This is a genomic window from Streptomyces sp. NPDC043853 (assembly GCF_056436025.1).
Map to the genome: position 1 here is coordinate 365,739 of NZ_JBWKDJ010000008.1, position 17,708 is coordinate 383,446.

The window sequence follows — 17,708 nt, forward strand, 5'->3', positions numbered from 1 at the left end:
TACAACCTTTTCCCGGGTGGAAAAAACGATTCCGCTTAGCGCTGCCAGATCGGCCCGCGGGTCAGCGGCCGCGTGCCCGGTCGACGACCTCCCGCACGGCCTCCGAGACCAGGTGGGGCTGCTCGACGGCGATGCCGTGTCCGCTGCGGGTGTCCTCCACCTGGCGGGCGTGGAGTTCGGCGGCGAGGCGCTGCTGGGCGGCCAGCCATCCGGGCCAGGTCGATCCGCCGTGTCCGACCTCCAGGTCCCACGGCCGGTCGGAGGTGAGCACGACGGCGGGCGGCGGGTGCCGCAGCGGGGGTGCGGTGCGGATCTCACGGACGGCGGTCTCGTAGTCGGGCACCTCGGCGCCGTCGTTCGAGCCCATGGCCTCGATCTTGCGCATCCAGGCCGACCACTGCGCCGGTGCCAGGGTGTCGCGCAGGTGCACGGAGGCTCCGTCGACGGTGACCAGGCCGGCCACCTTAGGGGCGTCGGTGCGGGCGAACAGGCCGGTGATCATCGCTCCCCACGAGGCGCCGACCAGCACGTACGGCCCGTGCTCACCGGCCGCGGCGAGCGCCGCCCGCAGATCCTGGGCGCCCGCCCGTGCCGAAGTGGGCTGCCGGACCGGGGTCGAAGGGGTCGGCGATCCGTCCGCCCGCGTGGTGCCGGGCCGGTCGTAGGCGCACACCCGCGTGAACGAGGCGATCCGCGGCAGGACCGCCGAGGTACTCGGCTTCGGCGCGGCCTTGGGATCGCCGGGATCGGACAGGTGGGTCCACTCGTCCGCGGCGCCTCCCGTGCCGGACACCAGGACCACGGTCGGGGATCCGGTGCCGCGGCACTCCAGGTACACGCGGCGGCCGCCGCCGATGCTCACCGGGCGAACGGAGTCCCCCGGGGAGGCCGTGGCCACGGGTGCCGGCTCCGCTCCGTCGGCGGCGTCGGCCGGGGCCCGGCCGACGGTGACCCCGGCGGTCACGGCAACCCCGGCGATCACGGTGGCGACGGCGACGGCAGCCGTCGGCAGCCGCCGCCGGCCGGCCGGGCCCCGGCGCGCCCTGACCGCCCCCGCAGGTTTCTTCCCCACCGCCGGGGCCCCGCGCTCCGCCCGCATGCCTCCAGTCTCGGCCGGGCGGCCGCCTCCCGCCTCTCCCGCTCCCCCGCCCCAGGGCGTGCCCGGGGTGCCCGGCCCGGCGGCCCCGCCCTCGTACGCGTGAGGGCCCGGGCGCCGAAGCGCCCGGGCCCTCCACCCGTTCTGCCGGTCCGGTGCCGGCCTAACCCGCTCACGTCGTACGACGCCTGCGCGCACCCGGACGGCGCTCGCTCGGGCGGGCCACCGTCTCGCCGGCCGCCTTCGCCGCCTCGCGGCGGGCCGCGCCGTACTCGGCGAGGGCCTCGGCCAGCTTCGAGACCGACGGCTCCGGCGAGAGCACGTCGACCCGCAGGCCGTGCTCCTCCGCCGTCTTCGCCGTGGCCGGGCCGATGCACGCGATCACCGTCACGTTGTGCGGCTTGCCCGCGATGCCGACCAGGTTCCGCACCGTCGAGGAGGACGTGAAGAGAACGGCGTCGAAGCCGCCGCCCTTGATCGCCTCACGGGTGTCCGCCGGCGGCGGCGAGGCCCGCACGGTCCGGTAGGCCGTGACGTCGTCGACCTCCCAGCCCAGCTCTATCAGGCCCGCGACCAGCGTCTCCGTCGCGATGTCGGCACGCGGCAGGAAGACGCGGTCGATCGGGTCGAAGACCGGGTCGTAGGGCGGCCAGTCCTCCAGCAGCCCGGCCGCGGACTGCTCGCCGCTGGGCACCAGGTCCGGCTTCACACCGAACTCCACCAGCGCCGCCGCGGTCTGCTCGCCGACGGCCGCGACCTTGATGCCCGCGAAGGCACGCGCGTCGAGCCCGTACTCCTCGAACTTCTCCCGCACCGCCTTCACGGCGTTGACCGAGGTGAAGGCGATCCACTCGTACCGGCCCGTCACCAGGCCCTTCACCGCGCGCTCCATCTGCTGCGGGGTGCGCGGCGGCTCCACGGCGATGGTCGGCACCTCGTGCGGCACCGCGCCGTAGGAACGCAGCTGGTCGGAGAGCGAGGCCGCCTGCTCCTTGGTCCGCGGCACGAGCACCCGCCAGCCGAACAGCGGCTTCGACTCGAACCACGACAGGTCCTCGCGGCGCGCGGCCGCCCCGTGCTCGCCGACCACGGCTATGACCGGCCGGGCGCCCTCGGGCGACGGGAGCACCTTGCCCTGCTTGAACACCTGCGCGATGGTCCCGAGCGTGGCGCTCCAGGTCCGCTGCCGGGTCGTCGTGCCGGCCACGGTCACCGTGAGCGGGGTGTCGGGCTTCCGCCCGGAGGTCACCAGCTCCGCGGCGGCCGCCGCCACCGTCTCCAGGGTCGCCGACACCACGAGGGTGCCGTCGCTGCTGCCCGCCTCGATCCAGCACCGGGCGGTGGCCGTGCGCGCGTCCACGAAGCGGACGTCCGCACCGGCCTTGTCGCGCAGCGGCACACCGGCGTACGCCGGGACACCCACCGCCGTCGCGACCCCGGGCACCACCTCGAAGGGGATGCCCTCGCCCGCGCAGGCGAGCATCTCGTCGGTGGCGCTGCCGTCCAGGCCGGGGTCGCCGGTCACCGCACGGACGACCCGCCTGCCGGAGCGCGCAGCCTCCATGACAAGATTGGCCGCGTCCCGGATCACCGGGACCCCGGCGGCTGCTGACACCTCGTCAGCCACCGTCAGCTGCGGCGTGTCCACTCCCACGCGCGCATGCGTCCGTACGACGTCGAGCACCTCGGGCTCCGCGATCAGTACGTCCGCGGCCGCCAGGGCCTCGACGGCGCGCAGCGTGAGCAGGCCCGGGTCACCGGGGCCGGCACCGAGGAAGGTGACGTGCCCGTGGGCGGCGACAGCCGGAAACGCGGAAGGGCTGGGACTTGAGGGGTTCAAAGCGATCGCTCCCCCATCAGACCGGCCGCGCCCTTGGCCAGCATCTCGTCCGCGAGTTCGCGGCCGAGCGCCATCGCCTCGTCGTACGACTGGGGCACGGGACCGGTGGTGGACAGCTGCACCAGCGTCGAGCCGTCGAGGGTTCCGACGACGCCGCGCAGGCGCATTTCGTTGACAGCCTGCCCGTCGGCCAGGAGGTCGGCGAACGCGCCCACGGGTGCGCTGCAGCCGGCCTCGAGGGCGGCGAGAAGGGACCGCTCGGCGGTCACGGCGGCCCGGGTGTGCGGGTCGTCGAGCTTGCCGAGGGAAGCGATGAGCTCCGCGTTGGACGCGAGGCACTCGACCGCCAGCGCCCCCTGGCCGGGAGCGGGCAGTACGTGGTCGACGGAGAGGAAGTCGGTCGCCTCGTCCGCGCGTCCGATCCGGTTCAGACCGGCGGCGGCCAGGACGACGGCGTCCAGCTCACCGGCGTGCACGAATCCGATACGGGTGTCTACGTTGCCCCGGATCGGCACGGTTTCGATGGTCTTGCCGAGGTTGCGGGCGTAGGCGTTCAGCTGCGCCATGCGGCGCGGCGAACCGGTACCGACCCGGGCCCCGTCCGGGAGCTGCTCGAAGGTCAGGCCGTCCCGGGCCACCAGGGCGTCCCGGGCGTCCTCGCGCGGCGGCATGGCCGCGATCACGAGCTCCTCGGGCTGGGCGGTCGGCAGGTCCTTCAGCGAGTGCACGGCGAAGTCGACCTCGCCGCGCAGCAGCGCGTCGCGCAGCGCCGTCACGAAGACACCCGTGCCGCCGATCTGCGCGAGGTGCTCGCGCGAGACGTCGCCGTACGTGGTGATCTCCACGAGCTCCACCGGGCGGCCGGTGATCCCGCGTACGGCCTCGGCGACGTGCCCGGACTGGGACATGGCCAGCTTGCTGCGCCGCGTGCCGAGCCGGAGCGGCTGGTCGAGACGTGTGTTCATGATGCCCGTCCTGAGTCATCGGTCTGGTCGGCCCGGCTGACGGAGGCAACCGTCTGCGGGTCGAGGTCGAAGAGTTCGCGCAGCGCGTCCGCGTAACCGGCGCCGCCGGGTTCGCTGGCGAGCTGTTTCACCCGCACCGTGGGCGCGTGCAGCAGCTTGTCGACGACCCTGCGTACGGTCTGGGTCATCTCGGCCCGCTGCCGGTCGTCCAGTTCGGGGAGCCGGCCGTTGAGGCGCGCCACCTCGGCGGTGACGACCTCGGCGGCCATCGCCCGCAGTGCGACCACTGTGGGCGTGATGTGCGCGGCACGCTGTGCGGCGCCGAAAGCCGCCACCTCATCCGCCACGATCCCACGCACGGCGTCCACATCGGCAGCCATCGGCGCGTCCGCGCTGGCTTCCGCCAGGCTCTCGATGTCGACCAGGCGCACCCCGGGGATGCGGTGCACGGCCGCGTCGATGTCCCTGGGCATGGCGAGGTCGAGCAGCGCCAGGCGTACCGGCACCGCGCCGTCGACCGCCGCCCGGCCGGCCCGCTTGGGCTGCCGCTGCGCCACGGCCTCGCCCTGGTCGGCCCAGGCGCCGTGCAGCTCCAGCGAGTTCGCGTCCACGCCGGTGAGCGCGGCCCGCCCGGCGGCGGGCGTGTCCAGTCCGACCGGACACGCTTCCGGCTCCTCGACGGGGACGAGCGTCCGGGCGGCCCCGCCGTCGGCGATCCGCCCGAGCTTCTCGGCTGCCTGCGCGAGCCGGGCGATGACCTCGGCACCCACGAGCCCGGCCGCCGCCTGCGCAGCCGGGTCCAGGGGCGCGGCTCCCCCGCGCGGCGCGGCCGCGTGACCGGGCGCGTCGGGAAGCGGCTGAGCGGGGAGGGAGGCGCCCGCAGGGCAGCCCACCGCGTCCTGCACGTCGTCGGCGGTGAGCACCAGCCCGGTCGCGCCGGTGCAGGAGACCACCACGTCGACTCGTGTCAGCTCGTCGGCGACCTCACCCATCGCCACGACCCGCGCCCGTGCGCCCGACTCGGAGAGGATCTCCGCGAGCCGCTCCGCCCGGGCCACGGTCCGGTTCGCCACGACGATCTCGCCCACGCCCACGCGTGCCAGCGTCGCCGCGGCCAGCGAGGACATCGACCCGGCACCGATGACCAGCGCCCGCTTGCCCGCGGCCCACTTCTCCACCGGCTCCCCGCCGGGCAGCGCCAGCTGCTCCAGGCCGAAGGTCACCAGCGACTGCCCGGCCCGGTCGATCCCGGTCTCGCTGTGCGCCCGCTTGCCGACCCGCAGCGCCTGCTGGAACAGGTCGTTCATCAGGCGCCCGGCGGTGTGCAGCTCCTGCGACAGCGCCAGCGCGTCCTTGATCTGGCCGAGGATCTGTCCCTCGCCGACCACCATCGAGTCCAGTCCGCACGCCACCGAGAACAGGTGGTGCACGGCACGGTCCTCGTAGTGCACGTACAGGTACGGGGTGAGCTCCTCCAGCGCCACCCCGCTGTGCAGCGCGAGCAGCGTGGACAGCTCGGCCACACCGGCGTGGAACTTGTCCACGTCCGCGTACAGCTCGATCCGGTTGCACGTGGCGAGCACCGCCGCCTCGGTCGCCGGCTCCGCGGCGAGGGTGTCGTGCAGCAGCTTCACCTTGGCGTCCGCGGTCAGCGCGGCCCGCTCCAGCACGCTCACGGGCGCGCTGCGGTGGCTCAGTCCTACGACGAGCAGGCTCATGCCGGCATCACCGCCGGGACGTCTCCCTCGGGGCCGCCCTTGCGCTGCACGGCGCCGCGCGCCGTCGGCGGCACGGGGGCACCGGCGCCGGGCGCACCCGAGGCGCCCGTGTCTCCGGCGGCCGGACCGCCGGCAGCCGCGGCCGGGGACGCGCCCGCGGCACCGCTCGCCGCTTCCTCCCCGGCCTTCCGCTGCTCGTGGAACGCCAGGATCTGCAGCTCGATGGACAGGTCGACCTTCCGCACGTCCACGCCCTCCGGCACGGAGAGCACGGTCGGCGCGAAGTTCAGGATGGAGGTCACGCCCGCGGCGACCAGCCGGTCGCAGACCTGCTGCGCGGCGCCCGCCGGAGTCGCGATGACACCGATCGAGACGCCCTGGTCCTCGATGATCTTCTCCAGCTCGTCGGTGTGCTGGACGGGCATGCCGGCCACCGGCTTCCCGGCCATCGCCGGGTCCGCGTCGATCAGTGCCGCGACGCGGAAGCCGCGCGAGGCGAAGCCGCCGTAGTTCGCGAGGGCGGCGCCGAGGTTACCGATGCCGACGATGACGACCGGCCAGTCCTGGGTCAGGCCCAGCTCGCGGGAGATCTGGTAGACGAGGTATTCGACGTCGTAGCCGACGCCGCGGGTGCCGTAGGAGCCGAGGTACGAGAAGTCCTTGCGCAGCTTCGCGGAGTTCACTCCGGCGGCCGCGGCGAGCTCCTCCGAGGACACCGTGGGGACCGATCGCTCGGAGAGCGCGGTGAGGGCCCGCAGATACAGCGGGAGCCGGGCGACGGTGGCCTCGGGGATGCCTCGGCTGCGGGTCGCCGGTCGGTGATTTCGGCCAGTTGCCACGATGCTCCTGCGGGATGAGCGGGGCTGCAGGCGGCACCTTGTCCCAGGACCGCCCCGTCGAAAGCAGGCTATGCCTTTGTGAACGCGTGCACAAAGATTGTGTCCGCTTTGTCCGAGCAAAGTGATCGGGGTCACGCGGTCCGGGTGCCGAAGGGCGGAACCCGGCACACGCCGAACCCGTTCAAATCCCGAAGGGGGCAAAACCGCACACTCTCCTCAACGCTATGCCCCCGAGTCCCCGCAAATCGCCCACGAATGGTAGCGCCCGAAGGGATCAGCCCTCCAACGCCCGCCGCAGCCGGTCCGGGTTCACCCGCCAGAAGGTGTGCTGTTCGCCGTCCACCAGCACCACCGGGATCTGCTCCCAGTACGAGCGGTAGAGCTCCTCGTCCTGCGAAATATCCTTTTTTTCCCACTGTGCGCCCGTTTCGGCGCACACCTTCTCGATCACTTCCTGGGCGTCGTCACAGAGGTGGCAGCCCGGCTTCCCGATGAGCGTGACCATCCGCTCACGGGGACTCTTCTTTTCCTTGCGGCGCAGCAAAGGGCTCATGCCCCCATTCTCCCGCGCCGCCCCGCACCGGCCGCGCCCCTCTCGGCCACGGGCCCCGACCGAGAAGTTCACACAGCCGTTTCCCCGCGGTTCGGGGTGGACCGAACACAGTGGCTATGCTCGCGTCATGGCCGCTCTCGGATGGCTCACCCCTCGCAGGCGTTCGGCGACCGCGCGCAGCGTGCTCGCGGGCGAAGCCTCGGCCGAGGCCGCCCGGAAGACCGCGCAGGCCGCGGAACCGGAGGCCGTCGAAAGCATCGCGGAAGCGGCCGCGGAGACCGCGCCGGAGGATTTCCCGGTCGCCGGCGACGACCTCGCCGCCGCCTTCTTCGACCTCGACAACACCGTCATGCAGGGCGCCGCGATCTTCCACTTCGGCCGCGGCCTCTACAAGCGGGAGTTCTTCCAGCGCCGCGAGCTCGCCCGCTTCGCCTGGCAGCAGGCCTGGTTCCGGCTGGCCGGGGTCGAGGACCCCGAACACATGCAGGACGCCCGCGACAGCGCCCTCTCCATCGTCAAGGGCCACCAGGTGTCCGACCTGATGGCGATCGGCGAGGAGATCTACGACGAGTACATGGCGGAGCGCATCTGGCCCGGCACCCGCGCCCTGGCCCAGGCCCACCTGGACGCCGGCCAGAAGGTCTGGCTGGTCACCGCCGCACCCGTGGAGACCGCCACGATCATCGCCCGGCGGCTCGGCCTGACCGGAGCCCTGGGCACCGTCGCCGAGTCCCTCGACGGGGTCTACACCGGCCGCCTGGTCGGCGAGCCGCTGCACGGCCCGGCCAAGGCCGAGGCGGTGCGCGCGCTGGCCGCCGCCGAGGGGCTGGACCTCTCGCGCTGCGCGGCGTACAGCGATTCGCACAACGACATTCCGATGCTGTCGCTGGTCGGGCACCCGTACGCGATCAATCCCGACACAAAACTGCGCAAGCATGCCCGGGCGAACGACTGGCGGCTGCGCGACTACCGGACCGGTCGCAAGGCCGTGAAGGTCGGCGTACCGGCCGCCGCCGGGGTCGGCGCACTGGCGGGCGGCGCGGCCGCCGCGATCGCGCTGCACCGCCGCCGCCGGTAGCCCAGGCGCATTCCCGCAGCCCTACCCGGCCTTGCCGGACGGCACTCCGGCATGCCCGACTCGGCCACAACAGGCCGTGGAAGCATCCATTCCGGGTGCGATTTCGATCACCAATCGATCACCGCCTGCGACCGAATATGCCCTCGACACGCAACAGAAGTGTCGGAAGCGATTGTTTTCGCAACTGGGTGTAGTGCTGCCTGTACGAAGCGTTATTCTCCTCAGACGCATGCCACCGCCCATCTGTCGCCACGACGGGTGAACGGTCACGCACTGCACGTGATGGAAGCTCTGCCTCTGGGAGTCCCGTGTACCCACCTGTCGGGGTTGACGCCTCGGGCCTGGCTACGCTGCGCGCAACGGTCCTGGACCACCTGCGCCGGTTCGTCCCCACCGCGTACCCGGTCCCCGCCTTCGCCACCGCGGTCCCCGCCGGCCTCGGCCCGGCCGGGCCCTGCTATGCCCTGACCGACGGCGGGGCGACGGTGGGCAGACGCGGTCGTACGAGCACCACCGCGAGCACCTCCGGCGGCACGGGCACCCAGGCCGCCCGCCGCCCCACCGCGGACAGCGACAGCGCGCGCATGATGGAACTGGTCGAACGCGCCCAGGCCGGCGAGGCCGAGGCCTTCGGCCGGCTCTACGACCAGTACAGCGACACGGTGTACCGCTACATCTACTACCGGGTCGGCGGCAAGGCCACCGCGGAGGACCTCACCAGCGAGACCTTCCTGCGCGCCCTGCGCAGGATCTCCACCTTCACCTGGCAGGGCCGCGACTTCGGCGCCTGGCTGGTCACGATCGCGCGCAACCTGGTCGCGGACCACTTCAAGTCCAGCCGCTTCCGCCTGGAAGTGACCACCGGCGAAATGCTGGACGCGAACGAGGTGGAACGGTCCCCCGAGGACTCCGTACTGGAGTCCCTCTCCAACGCGGCCCTGCTGGAGGCCGTACGGAAGCTCAATCCGCAGCAGCAGGAATGCGTGACCCTGCGCTTCCTGCAGGGCCTCTCGGTCGCCGAGACGGCCCGGGTGATGGGGAAGAACGAGGGCGCCATCAAGACCCTTCAGTACCGGGCGGTCCGGACCCTGGCCCGGCTCCTTCCGGACGACGCCCGCTGAGTTCCGTCATGCGGCTGTGGTCCGATCATCCTTCGTCCGTAACCCAAGTGCCGCGCCGCTCGTTGTGCGGAATGCAGGCTCCCTGTGGACACGCCATGCCCGAAGCCGCTCACCCGAAAGGGTGGACGCGCGGAGGGAAGGCAACCATCCGGACACCCTGGGGAGTCGATCGTCATGACGAGAGGAGGTGCCGCCAGTGATCGCGAACGTTTCTCCCCACCGGCGGGCGAACGCCTTCGCCCAGGCCCTGGAGGATCGGACAGAGTCCGACCTTTCGGATCCCGAGCCGGCGGCCGAGCAGTCCGAGGCACCTGCCGAACCTGCCGACCACGACCGGCTGTTGGCCCTGGCGAGTGCGCTCGGCGAACTGCCGCGCCCGCAGATGGACGCCGACGTCAAAGTGGTGCAGCGAGCCCAGCTCGTTGCCGCCATGGAGGCCATGGTGATGGAGGAGAGGGCCGGGGGCGGTGCCGCCTCGGACCCTCAGGTGCCCGAACAGCGGACCGCGCGGGGCGCCCACCGGGCGACCCCGCTCCGGAAATTGCGACCGCGCTCCCGCTGGTCCAAGGGCATCGCAGCGGGAGGCCTCACCGTGGGTGTGGCCGCGGGGGCCTTCGGCGGAGTGGCCGCTGCCAGTACCAACGCCCTGCCGGGTGACTCCCTCTACCCCGTGAAACTGGGCATGGAGGACCTCAAACTCGGCATGGCCGACGACGACGCCGACAAGGGCAGGCTCTACCTCGACCAGGCCTCCACCCGGCTCTCCGAGGCCCGTCGGCTGATGGAGCGCGGCAAGGCCGGCGACCTGGACCACGAGTCGCTCGGCGAGATCCGGCGTGCCCTCGCCGGCGTCAGGCACGACGCGGCGGAGGCCCACCGGCTGCTCCAGTCGGCCTACGAACGGGACGGAGAGATCGGCCCGATCCAGGACCTGACCTCCTTCTCCCGCTCGCACCGGGACGGCTGGACCAAGCTCCGGTCGAACCTCCCGCCCCAGCTCACCGATGTGGGCGACGAGGTCTCCACGGTCTTCCAGGCCATAGAGGACGACGTGGAACCGCTGCAGAGCCTGCTCCCGAAGCCTCCCGAGCAGACCCGCGGCGGCACCGCCCCCTCGGCCGGCCAGCCCAGGCCAGGCCACAGCACCGGCCGTACGCCGTCCGGCGCGCCCGCTGCCAAGCCAGGCGGCGGCACCCCGGCACCGGCGGCACCGTCGGCCGGCCGGACCCCGGGCTCGAAGCCCGGCCTGCTGCCCGGCACCGGCGACCTGCTCAAGCCGCCCGCCGAGCAGACCAGCCCGTCCCCGGCCGCCCCCTCCACGGAGGCGAACCCGGACATCACCCTCCCGCCGCTGATCCCCGGCCTGCTCCCTGGCCTGGGCATCAACCAGGAGGACGCGGGCTGAGCACACCGATGGGGCGGACCGCGTGTGGCGGTCCGCCCCATCGGCATGTCAGAAAACGACCCACACCGACCCCGAACAAAACGAGCCAGAGCAGAACGGGTCAGGACAAGACGGGTCCTAACAGCACGGTTCAGGACAACACGGGTTCAGAACACGACTCAGAAGAACACGGACCGCCGCTGCACCAGCAGCTTGTAGAGGGTGTGCTGGATCTGCTCCCGCACCTGGTCCGTGAGGTTGAACATCAGCATGGGGTCCTCCGCCGCCTCCGGTGCGTACCCGTCCGTCGGGATCGGCTCCCCGAACTGGATCGTCCACTTCGTCGGCAGCGGCACCGCCCCCAGCGGGCCCAGCCACGGGAACGTCGGCGTGATCGGGAAGTACGGAACCCCCAGCAGCCGCGCCAGCGTCTTCGCGTTGCCGATCATCGGGTAGATCTCCTCGGCCCCGACGATCGAACAGGGCACGATCGGCGTCCCCGCCCGCAGCGCCGTGGACACGAAGCCGCCCCGCCCGAAGCGCTGCAGCTTGTACCGCTCGCCGAACGGCTTCCCTATCCCCTTGAAGCCCTCCGGCATCACCCCGACCAACTCCCCGGCCTCCAGCAGCCGCTGCGCGTCCTCCGCGCACGCCAGGGTGTGCCCCGCCTTGCGGGCCAGCTCGTTGACCACCGGCAGCATGAAGACGAGGTCCGCGGCCAGCAGCCGAAGGTGGCGCTGTGCCGGGTGCCGGTCGTGCACCGCCACCTGCAGCATCAGCCCGTCCAGCGGCAGCGTCCCGGAGTGGTTCGCCACGATCAGCGCGCCGCCCTCGGCCGGGATGTTCTCGATGCCCTTGACCTCGACCCGGAAGTACCCGTCGTACAGCGGCCGCAGCAGCGACATCAGGACCTGGTCGGTGAGCTCCTTGTCGTACCCGAACTCGTCGACCTCGTAGTCGCCGGTGATCCGCCGCCGCAGGAAGGCCAGCCCGCCCGCGATCCGGCGGTCCCAGTCGCCCCGGGCGGCCGCACCGGCCTGCGCCGTCTCCGCGGCGCCTGCCGGCTGTTCCGCGGGGGCCGGCCCCGGACCCGCCGCCTCCGGCGAGACCGCCGGCTCCGGTACCACCCGCACCCGCCGGCGGGGCCGGTCCTCGTCGAACGGAATGACCTTGGCGTCCGCCACTATCGGTTCGCTCCCTCGTCGTCCGCGCCGTAGCCGGCGTACACGTCCTCCGCGTCGCCCGCCGCGCCCCTGGCGCCCGTACGGCCCGCCTGCACGTCCAGCAGCCGGGCCACCCCGTCCACCGCCCGCCCCATCAGCTCCGGCGGCAGCAGCCCGCTCCCACGGCTCCGCGCGAAGTCCGCGAACGCCTCGGCGGTGGTGTAGAGCGGTTCGAACCCCAGCACCTCCCGCATCTGCGCGGTCTCCACGACCCGCCCGTGGGTCATCAGCCGGATCTGCTCCGGGGAGAACTCCGTCACCCCCACCGCCCGCAACGCCGACCCCACCCAGGTGACGGCCGGCAGCAGCAGCGGCACGGTGGGCCGTCCCAGCCGCCGCGAGCACTGCGAAAGCAGCAGCACGCCGTCACCGGCGATGTTGAAGGTCCCGCTGTTCAGCGTGCCCCGGCGGGGCTCCTGTGCCGCCAGGGCCAGCACGTCCAGGACGTCGTCCTCGTGCACGAACTGCAGCCGCGGGTCGTAGCCCAGGACCGTCGGCAGCACCGGCATCGAGAAGTACTCCGCCAGCGGCGAGTCCGCGAACGGACCAAGGATGTTCGCGAACCGCAGCACGCACACCGCCACGTCCGGTCGGCGCCGCGCGAAACCCCGCACATAGCCCTCGACCTCGGCGGCGTCCTTCGCGAAACCGCCCGACGGCAGCGCCTTCGGCTGCGCGGTCTCCGGGAACACCGCCGGGTCCCGGGCCGTGCCCCCGTACACGGCGGTGCTCGACTTCACCACCAGCCGCCGTACGGTGGGCGACTTCTGGCACGCCCCCAGCAGCTGCATGGTGCCGATGACGTTGGTCTCCTTGACGGTGCTGCGCGTCCCGCCGCCCGCCCCGGCGCTCCCCCCGGTGACCGCCAGGTGGACCACCGTGTCCACCGCGTGCTCCGCGAGGACCCGGGCGATGGCCGACTGTCTGATGTCCGTACGGACGAACTCGGCGGCACCCAGCCGGTACGGCGGCCGCACCGAGTCCACCGCGATCACCCGCTCCACCCCGGGGTCCCTCTGCACCCGGCGGACGAAACGGGCTCCCAGCTGCCGGGCAGCCCCGGTCACCAGCACGACCTTCCCCACAGCCCCGCGCCTCCCTCGATCCGCACCCGATGACACCGCAGCCCCCCCACCATGATGGTGGAGGGGCTGCGGAGAACACGTACAGCTGCCGCTTACTTCTTGTTACGGCGCTGAACGCGGGTGCGCTTGAGCAGCTTGCGGTGCTTCTTCTTGGCCATCCGCTTGCGCCGCTTCTTGATAACAGAGCCCACGACTACCCTCGCTCACTTCGATTCACTCGGTGCGGGGCGTTGGGCCCACACGACCTACGTCGGCCTACGATACCGCCCAGAGCATCCTGCTAGTAATCCGAGGGCCATCGGGAGTCCGCTCTCAGGCTGACTCCACCCCCACATAGGACTCGCGTAGGTATTCGTGAACCGCGTTCTCGGGGACCCGGAAGGACCGGCCCACCCGGATGGCGGGCAGATGGCCGTTGTGCACCAGGCGGTACACGGTCATCTTCGACACTCGCATCACCGAGGCGACCTCCGCCACGGTCAGGAACTGAACCTCGCTGAGAGGCTTCCTCTCGCCTGCAGCCATGACACACCTTGACCTTCCGCGCATGACGGGGCACCGGCTTCCCCTCCGGTTACTCCACGTCGTCGCACGCTCACTCCCCAGACTAGGGGCGGGTGGTGCGAGTGGGGAAGAGGTGTTGCAGCCACCGAGGTCCCCCCTCCGCTACCCGGACAGACGCGCCCGATCGAGTACATACCGGATCAACGGCAGGTAGTAGTCCGATCGCACCGCATCATCCAGCGGAACCGCCACCGCCACCGTCCCCTCGGCCTCGCCGACGAACAGCGCCGGATCATCCGTATCGGCCAGCCCGATGGCATCGATACCCAGCTGACCTGCCCCGCAGACCCACCCGTGGTCCCCCACCACCAGCTCCGGCAGCGGCCCGCCGGCCTCCGCGAGCGCCCCCAGCGCCACCCTCACCGGCAGCGGCGAATGGGAGTGTGCGCCGGTGGTATCCCCGCGCGCTCGCGCGCCGGGCTCCCGCACCATGGCGACCCCCCGTACGTAGTCGAGGGTGTGGGTGCGTACGCCGAACCTCGTCGCCACGTCGACCCCGCACCCCTGCGCCGGAGTGAGCACGGCGCAGCCCGCCGCCGACAGCGCCCCGGCCAAACTGGCGTAGAACGCCAGGAGACGGTGCGGATGACCCGTGCCGAACAACACGGGTGCCCGCGTCTCGACCGCCCCCCGCAGCCGCGCCGCAAAGGCCTCCAGCCGGTCCAGGGTCCGCTCCGGATCGATCACGTCCGGTCCGCTCACCTGCAACGGGTTCGCCGATACCCCGCACTTGTCCGCCATCAGGCGCAACACGTCGGGCACCGCCCAGTCCTCCGGGTCCAGCCCCAGCAGCACCCTCGGGTCCCGGGCCGCGAACAGCCGGTAGCTCCGCAGGCTCTCCTCCCGGGACGTGGCCACGGGCCCGGCCAGCCGGGCCGCCAGCAGATGCGCACGCAGGGCGCCGGTGCTCAACACCCTCCGATGCTGCCGCAGCCCGCTCCGGCGAACACCAATTCCCGGGAACAGCCCCACAGTTGGCCTAACAACGCCTTTACCGGACGGGCCGTCAGGTGAACGGGCCACGGCTGGGGTGCCGGCTCTCAGACCAGCAGGCCGCGCAGCGGGAACACCGCCCGCCGGGTCGCCAGCACCGCCTGGTCGAGCCGGTCCGCCGGGTCGTACCCGGCCTCCCAGTCCCGCCACTCGGGGCTCCGGCCGTCCGTCATCCGGAGCGGGGCCGACTGCCGGGTCCGCGCGTACACCTCGTCCCGCCAGGAGTCCGGCACCATCGCCCCGGGATCCACCGGCCGGTGCGCGGCGATCGCCACCAGATGCGTCCACGACCGCGGTACGACGTCCACCACGGCGTACCCGCCGCCCCCGAGCGCCAGCCAGCGCCCGTCCGCGTACTCGTGCGCCAGGGCGTGGCAGGCCTCCTGTACGGCCCGCTGCGCGTCCAGCGACACCGCGAGGTGCGCGAGCGGGTCCTCGAAGTGCGTGTCGGCCCCGTGCTGGGTCACCAGCACCTGCGGCCGGAAGTCGGCGAGCAGCTCCGGCACGGTGGCGTGGAAGGCCCGCAGCCAGCCCTCGTCACCGGTCCCGGCCGGCAGGGCCACGTTGACCGCGCCGCCTTCGGCGGCCGGCCCGCCGGTCTCCTCCGGCCAGCCGGTCTGCGGGAACAGCGTGCGCGGGTGCTCGTGCAGGGAGACGGTCAGCACCCGGGGGTCGTCCCAGAACGCGGCCTGCACGCCGTCGCCGTGGTGCACGTCCACGTCCACGTACGCGACCCGCTCGGCGCCCAGCTCCAGCAGCCGCGCGATGGCGACGGAGGCGTCGTTGTAGACGCAGAACCCGGCGGCCCCGCCCGGCATGGCGTGGTGCAGGCCGCCGGCGAAGTTCACCGCGTGCCCGGCCTCGCCCCGCCAGACGGCCTCCGCCCCAGCGACGGACTGCCCGGCGATCAGCGCGGACGCCTCGTGCATCCCGGCGAACGCGGGGTCGTCGAGCGTCCCGAGCCCGTACGAGCCGTCCGCAGAACCGGGATCGGCCGAGACCGCGCGTACGGCGGCCACGTAGTCCTCGCGGTGGACCAGCCGCAGGGTGGAGTCCCCGGCAGCCCTGGCGGCCCGCACCTCGATCTCCCGGTCCAGCCCGAAGGCCCGGACCAGTCCCATGGTCAGTGCCAGCCGCACCGGGTCCATCGGGTGGCTCGGCCCGAAGTCATACCCCGTGACCGCCTCGTCCCACATCAGCAATCCGCGCCCGCTCATGCCCGCCACCGTAGCGGGCGCCTTCCGCGGTGCCGAACGAGCGGGCCTGGAGCAGGGTCACCAGGACGAGGAGCATCGGCACCAGCATGGCCCCGCGGTAGCTCCAGGCGTCACCGAGCGCCCCGACCAGCGGCGAACCCACGAGGAAGCCCACGTAGTTGAAGATGTTCAGCCGGGCGATCGCGCTGTCGGAAGACCCGGGGCCGTAATTCTCGAAAGCGAGCCGCCCGGCGGCGGCGAAGGTCTGCGGCACGATCACGCACAGCCCGAACCCGAGGAGCGTGAACCCGGCCATCCCCACCCAGGCCCCGGGCGCGACCGCCACCACGGCGAACCCGCCGGCCGCGACCAGCGTCCCGCCCCGCACGACGCCCGCGGCCCCGAAGCGCCGCACCCCGAGGTCCCCGACGGCGCGCCCCAGCAGCGTGGTCACCATGTAGACGTTGTACGGAACGGTGGCCAGCTGCTCGGAACTCCCGAGCATGTCCTGCAGGTACTTGGCGCTCCAGTTCGCCACCGTCGAGTCCCCGATGTACGCGCAGGCCATCACCAGACACAGCGGCCACAGCAGCGCGAACTTCACCGCCCCGGTACCGCCGGCGGCATCGGCCGCGGACGGGGATCCGGCCGCCGCGTCCTGGTCGACGTAGAACCGGCTCCCCGCGGCCGCCAGGGGCAGCAGCAGCGCCACGGCCGGCAGGTAGGACACCCCCAGCCCCAGGTGCCAGTGCGCCCCGAGCCAGGCGGCGGAGGCGCCGACGATCCCGCCCAGGCTGTAGGCGGCGTGGAAGCCGAGCATGATGCTCCGCCCGTAGGCCCGCTGCAGGCTGACCCCGAGCATGTTCATGGACGCGTCCAGCGCGCCGACGGCCAGCCCGAAGGCGCCGAGTGCCACGGCCACGTGCCAGAGCTCGCTCCCGGCCCCGACACCGAGGAGCGCGAGCAGCACCACCGGCTGCGACCAGCGCAGGACGGCGCTGGGCGGCACCCGTTTCACCACCCGTTCCGTCACCACGCTGGAGACGCCCGCCAGGACGGGCACGGCGGCCAGGAAGAGCGGCAGCAGCCCGTCGGATATCCCGTACCGGTCCTGGATGGCCGGGATCCGGGTGACGAGCAGGGCGAAGGTGACCCCTTGCACGAAGAAGCTGAACCCGAGCGCCCCGCGCCCGCGCCGCATCTCCGTGGTGGTCATGGCCATGGTCATGGCGGCACAGCGTAGGGCCGGTGACTACCGGTGGGTAGAGATCAGACCGAGAAGTTCCTTCATCTCTCCGAACAGCCCGGTGGACCCGGCGAGTTTCGCGGGCCCGGTCATCGCGGTGTACCCGTAGACGTCCATCCCGGCCGCGAGGGCGGCCCGCACCCCGAGCGGGCTGTCCTCGACGACCACGCACCGGGCCGGCTCCACGCCCATCTCCCGTGCGGCGTGCAGGAACAGGTCCGGCGCGGGCTTCCCCTTGCCCACGTCCTCGGCACTGAAGAGGATCCGGTCCTCGAACCACTGGCTCAGCCCGGCGGCCCGGTGCCCGGCCCGGATCCGCGCGTGCCCGGACGAGGAGGCCACGCAGTACGGCAGGCCGGCCCCTCGCAGCCCGGCGAGCACGTCCTCGATCCCGGCCACGGCCTCCAACTCCCGCTCGAACGCGGCGAGCGTCCGCGCCAGGAGCGTCTCGTCGAACTCCTCGGGCAGCCGCTGCCCGTACCGCTCGTACACGAGGTCGTGCACCCGGTGCACCGCGGATCCCATGTAGTCGCGCAGGGAGTCCTCGTAGGACGTCGGATGCCCCAGTTCGGTCAGGTAGCCGGCGAGGATGCTGTTGGCGACCGGCTCGCTGTCCACGAGCACACCGTCGTTGTCGAAGATGACCAGCTCATATTCCATGCCCTGACCCTAAACGGACCCTGAACGCAGAAAAGCCCCGGACCATAAGGTCCGGGGCTTCCCGCAATGATTGTTCGGCGGCGTCCTACTCTCCCACAGGGTCCCCCCTGCAGTACCATCGGCGCTGAAAGGCTTAGCTTCCGGGTT

17 protein-coding genes and 1 rRNA gene are annotated in these 17,708 nt (G+C 72.4%); 3 read left to right on the forward strand and 15 right to left on the reverse strand.

Translation table 11 applies throughout. The annotated features are described in order from the left end of the window. Positions 1–61: 61 nt before the first annotated feature. The 6 genes from AC067U_RS23110 to AC067U_RS23135 form a co-directional block, all read right to left on the reverse strand. Complete coding sequence (locus tag AC067U_RS23110) at positions 62–1,099, reverse strand: alpha/beta fold hydrolase (RefSeq protein WP_478831614.1); 1,038 nt, start codon at positions 1,097–1,099, stop codon at positions 62–64. A 169-nt stretch (positions 1,100–1,268) separates the two neighbouring features. After that, positions 1,269–2,936, reverse strand: a complete 1,668-nt coding sequence (locus AC067U_RS23115; protein WP_478831615.1) for a bifunctional uroporphyrinogen-III C-methyltransferase/uroporphyrinogen-III synthase — start codon at positions 2,934–2,936, stop codon at positions 1,269–1,271. After that, positions 2,933–3,901: a hydroxymethylbilane synthase gene (hemC, locus tag AC067U_RS23120; protein WP_478831616.1), complete on the reverse strand. Its 969-nt coding sequence runs from the start codon at positions 3,899–3,901 to the stop codon at positions 2,933–2,935. The genes AC067U_RS23115 and hemC overlap by 4 nt, the downstream gene beginning before the upstream one ends. Beyond that, positions 3,898–5,619, reverse strand: coding sequence for a glutamyl-tRNA reductase (locus AC067U_RS23125; RefSeq protein WP_478831617.1), 1,722 nt, complete (start codon positions 5,617–5,619; stop codon positions 3,898–3,900). The genes hemC and AC067U_RS23125 overlap by 4 nt, the downstream gene beginning before the upstream one ends. Then, positions 5,616–6,458 carry a redox-sensing transcriptional repressor Rex gene (locus AC067U_RS23130; protein ID WP_478831618.1) on the reverse strand — a complete coding sequence of 281 codons (843 nt, stop codon included), beginning with the start codon at positions 6,456–6,458 and terminating at the stop codon, positions 5,616–5,618. Before AC067U_RS23130 ends, AC067U_RS23125 begins: the two co-directional genes overlap by 4 nt. Before the next feature lie 274 nt (positions 6,459–6,732). Beyond that, entirely contained in the window at positions 6,733–7,011 is a 279-nt protein-coding gene (locus tag AC067U_RS23135; RefSeq protein ID WP_478831619.1) for a glutaredoxin family protein, read from the reverse strand. 127 nt (positions 7,012–7,138) lie between these two features. Here AC067U_RS23135 and AC067U_RS23140 point away from each other — a divergent pair, with 127 nt between their 5' ends. The 3 genes from AC067U_RS23140 (at position 7,139) to AC067U_RS23150 (ending at position 10,615) form a co-directional block, all read left to right on the forward strand. Beyond that, the gene (locus AC067U_RS23140) at positions 7,139–8,089 is read left to right on the forward strand and encodes an HAD family hydrolase (protein WP_478831620.1); all 951 of its coding nucleotides are present in this window, start codon (positions 7,139–7,141) and stop codon (positions 8,087–8,089) included. Between the two features lie 308 nt (positions 8,090–8,397). Then, positions 8,398–9,210 (forward strand): ECF subfamily RNA polymerase sigma factor, BldN family, encoded by an 813-nt coding sequence (locus AC067U_RS23145; protein WP_478831621.1) that lies wholly within the window; start codon positions 8,398–8,400, stop codon positions 9,208–9,210. 196 nt (positions 9,211–9,406) lie between these two features. Further along, positions 9,407–10,615, forward strand: coding sequence for a DUF5667 domain-containing protein (locus AC067U_RS23150; protein WP_478831622.1), 1,209 nt, complete (start codon positions 9,407–9,409; stop codon positions 10,613–10,615). Between the two features lie 158 nt (positions 10,616–10,773). On the opposite strand, the gene AC067U_RS23155 is transcribed toward AC067U_RS23150, so the two are convergent. The 9 genes from AC067U_RS23155 to rrf all read right to left on the reverse strand — a co-directional run. Beyond that, positions 10,774–11,778, reverse strand: a complete 1,005-nt coding sequence (locus AC067U_RS23155) for a lysophospholipid acyltransferase family protein (RefSeq protein ID WP_478831623.1) — start codon at positions 11,776–11,778, stop codon at positions 10,774–10,776. Next, on the reverse strand, positions 11,778–12,902 hold the full coding sequence (locus AC067U_RS23160; RefSeq protein ID WP_478831624.1) for an NAD-dependent epimerase/dehydratase family protein: 1,125 nt from the start codon (positions 12,900–12,902) through the stop codon (positions 11,778–11,780). The genes AC067U_RS23155 and AC067U_RS23160 overlap by 1 nt, the downstream gene beginning before the upstream one ends. A 92-nt stretch (positions 12,903–12,994) precedes the next feature. Next, positions 12,995–13,093: a 30S ribosomal protein bS22 gene (locus AC067U_RS23165; protein WP_003948845.1), complete on the reverse strand. Its 99-nt coding sequence runs from the start codon at positions 13,091–13,093 to the stop codon at positions 12,995–12,997. Between the two features lie 121 nt (positions 13,094–13,214). Further along, positions 13,215–13,427 (reverse strand): helix-turn-helix domain-containing protein, encoded by a 213-nt coding sequence (locus AC067U_RS23170; RefSeq protein ID WP_365117787.1) that lies wholly within the window; start codon positions 13,425–13,427, stop codon positions 13,215–13,217. A 141-nt stretch (positions 13,428–13,568) separates the two neighbouring features. Continuing rightward, positions 13,569–14,381, reverse strand: a complete 813-nt coding sequence (locus AC067U_RS23175; RefSeq protein ID WP_478831625.1) for a phosphatase — start codon at positions 14,379–14,381, stop codon at positions 13,569–13,571. Positions 14,382–14,506: 125 nt separating this feature from the next. Further along, positions 14,507–15,676: an acetoin utilization protein AcuC gene (locus AC067U_RS23180; protein WP_478831626.1), complete on the reverse strand. Its 1,170-nt coding sequence runs from the start codon at positions 15,674–15,676 to the stop codon at positions 14,507–14,509. Next, positions 15,627–16,856, reverse strand: coding sequence for an MFS transporter (locus AC067U_RS23185; RefSeq protein ID WP_478831657.1), 1,230 nt, complete (start codon positions 16,854–16,856; stop codon positions 15,627–15,629). Before AC067U_RS23185 ends, AC067U_RS23180 begins: the two co-directional genes overlap by 50 nt. A 51-nt stretch (positions 16,857–16,907) precedes the next feature. Further along, positions 16,908–17,561, reverse strand: coding sequence for an HAD family hydrolase (locus tag AC067U_RS23190; protein ID WP_478831627.1), 654 nt, complete (start codon positions 17,559–17,561; stop codon positions 16,908–16,910). A 72-nt stretch (positions 17,562–17,633) separates the two neighbouring features. Then, a 5S ribosomal RNA gene (gene rrf, locus AC067U_RS23195) occupies positions 17,634–17,708 on the reverse strand; the annotation flags it as partial.

Excerpts from the sequence above, each read along its gene's own strand:
- AC067U_RS23110 (WP_478831614.1), bottom strand. The coding sequence starts at position 1,099 with ATGCGGGCGGAGCGCGGGGCCCCGGCGGTGGGGAAGAAACCTGCGGGG.
- hemC (WP_478831616.1), bottom strand. The coding sequence starts at position 3,901 with ATGAACACACGTCTCGACCAGCCGCTCCGGCTCGGCACGCGGCGCAGC.
- AC067U_RS23125 (WP_478831617.1), bottom strand. The coding sequence starts at position 5,619 with ATGAGCCTGCTCGTCGTAGGACTGAGCCACCGCAGCGCGCCCGTGAGC.
- AC067U_RS23135 (WP_478831619.1), bottom strand. The coding sequence starts at position 7,011 with ATGAGCCCTTTGCTGCGCCGCAAGGAAAAGAAGAGTCCCCGTGAGCGG.
- AC067U_RS23140 (WP_478831620.1), top strand. The coding sequence starts at position 7,139 with ATGGCCGCTCTCGGATGGCTCACCCCTCGCAGGCGTTCGGCGACCGCG.
- AC067U_RS23170 (WP_365117787.1), bottom strand. The coding sequence starts at position 13,427 with ATGGCTGCAGGCGAGAGGAAGCCTCTCAGCGAGGTTCAGTTCCTGACC.
- AC067U_RS23180 (WP_478831626.1), bottom strand. The coding sequence starts at position 15,676 with ATGAGCGGGCGCGGATTGCTGATGTGGGACGAGGCGGTCACGGGGTAT.
- AC067U_RS23185 (WP_478831657.1), bottom strand. The coding sequence starts at position 16,856 with ATGCGGCGCGGGCGCGGGGCGCTCGGGTTCAGCTTCTTCGTGCAAGGG.
- AC067U_RS23190 (WP_478831627.1), bottom strand. The coding sequence starts at position 17,561 with ATGGAATATGAGCTGGTCATCTTCGACAACGACGGTGTGCTCGTGGAC.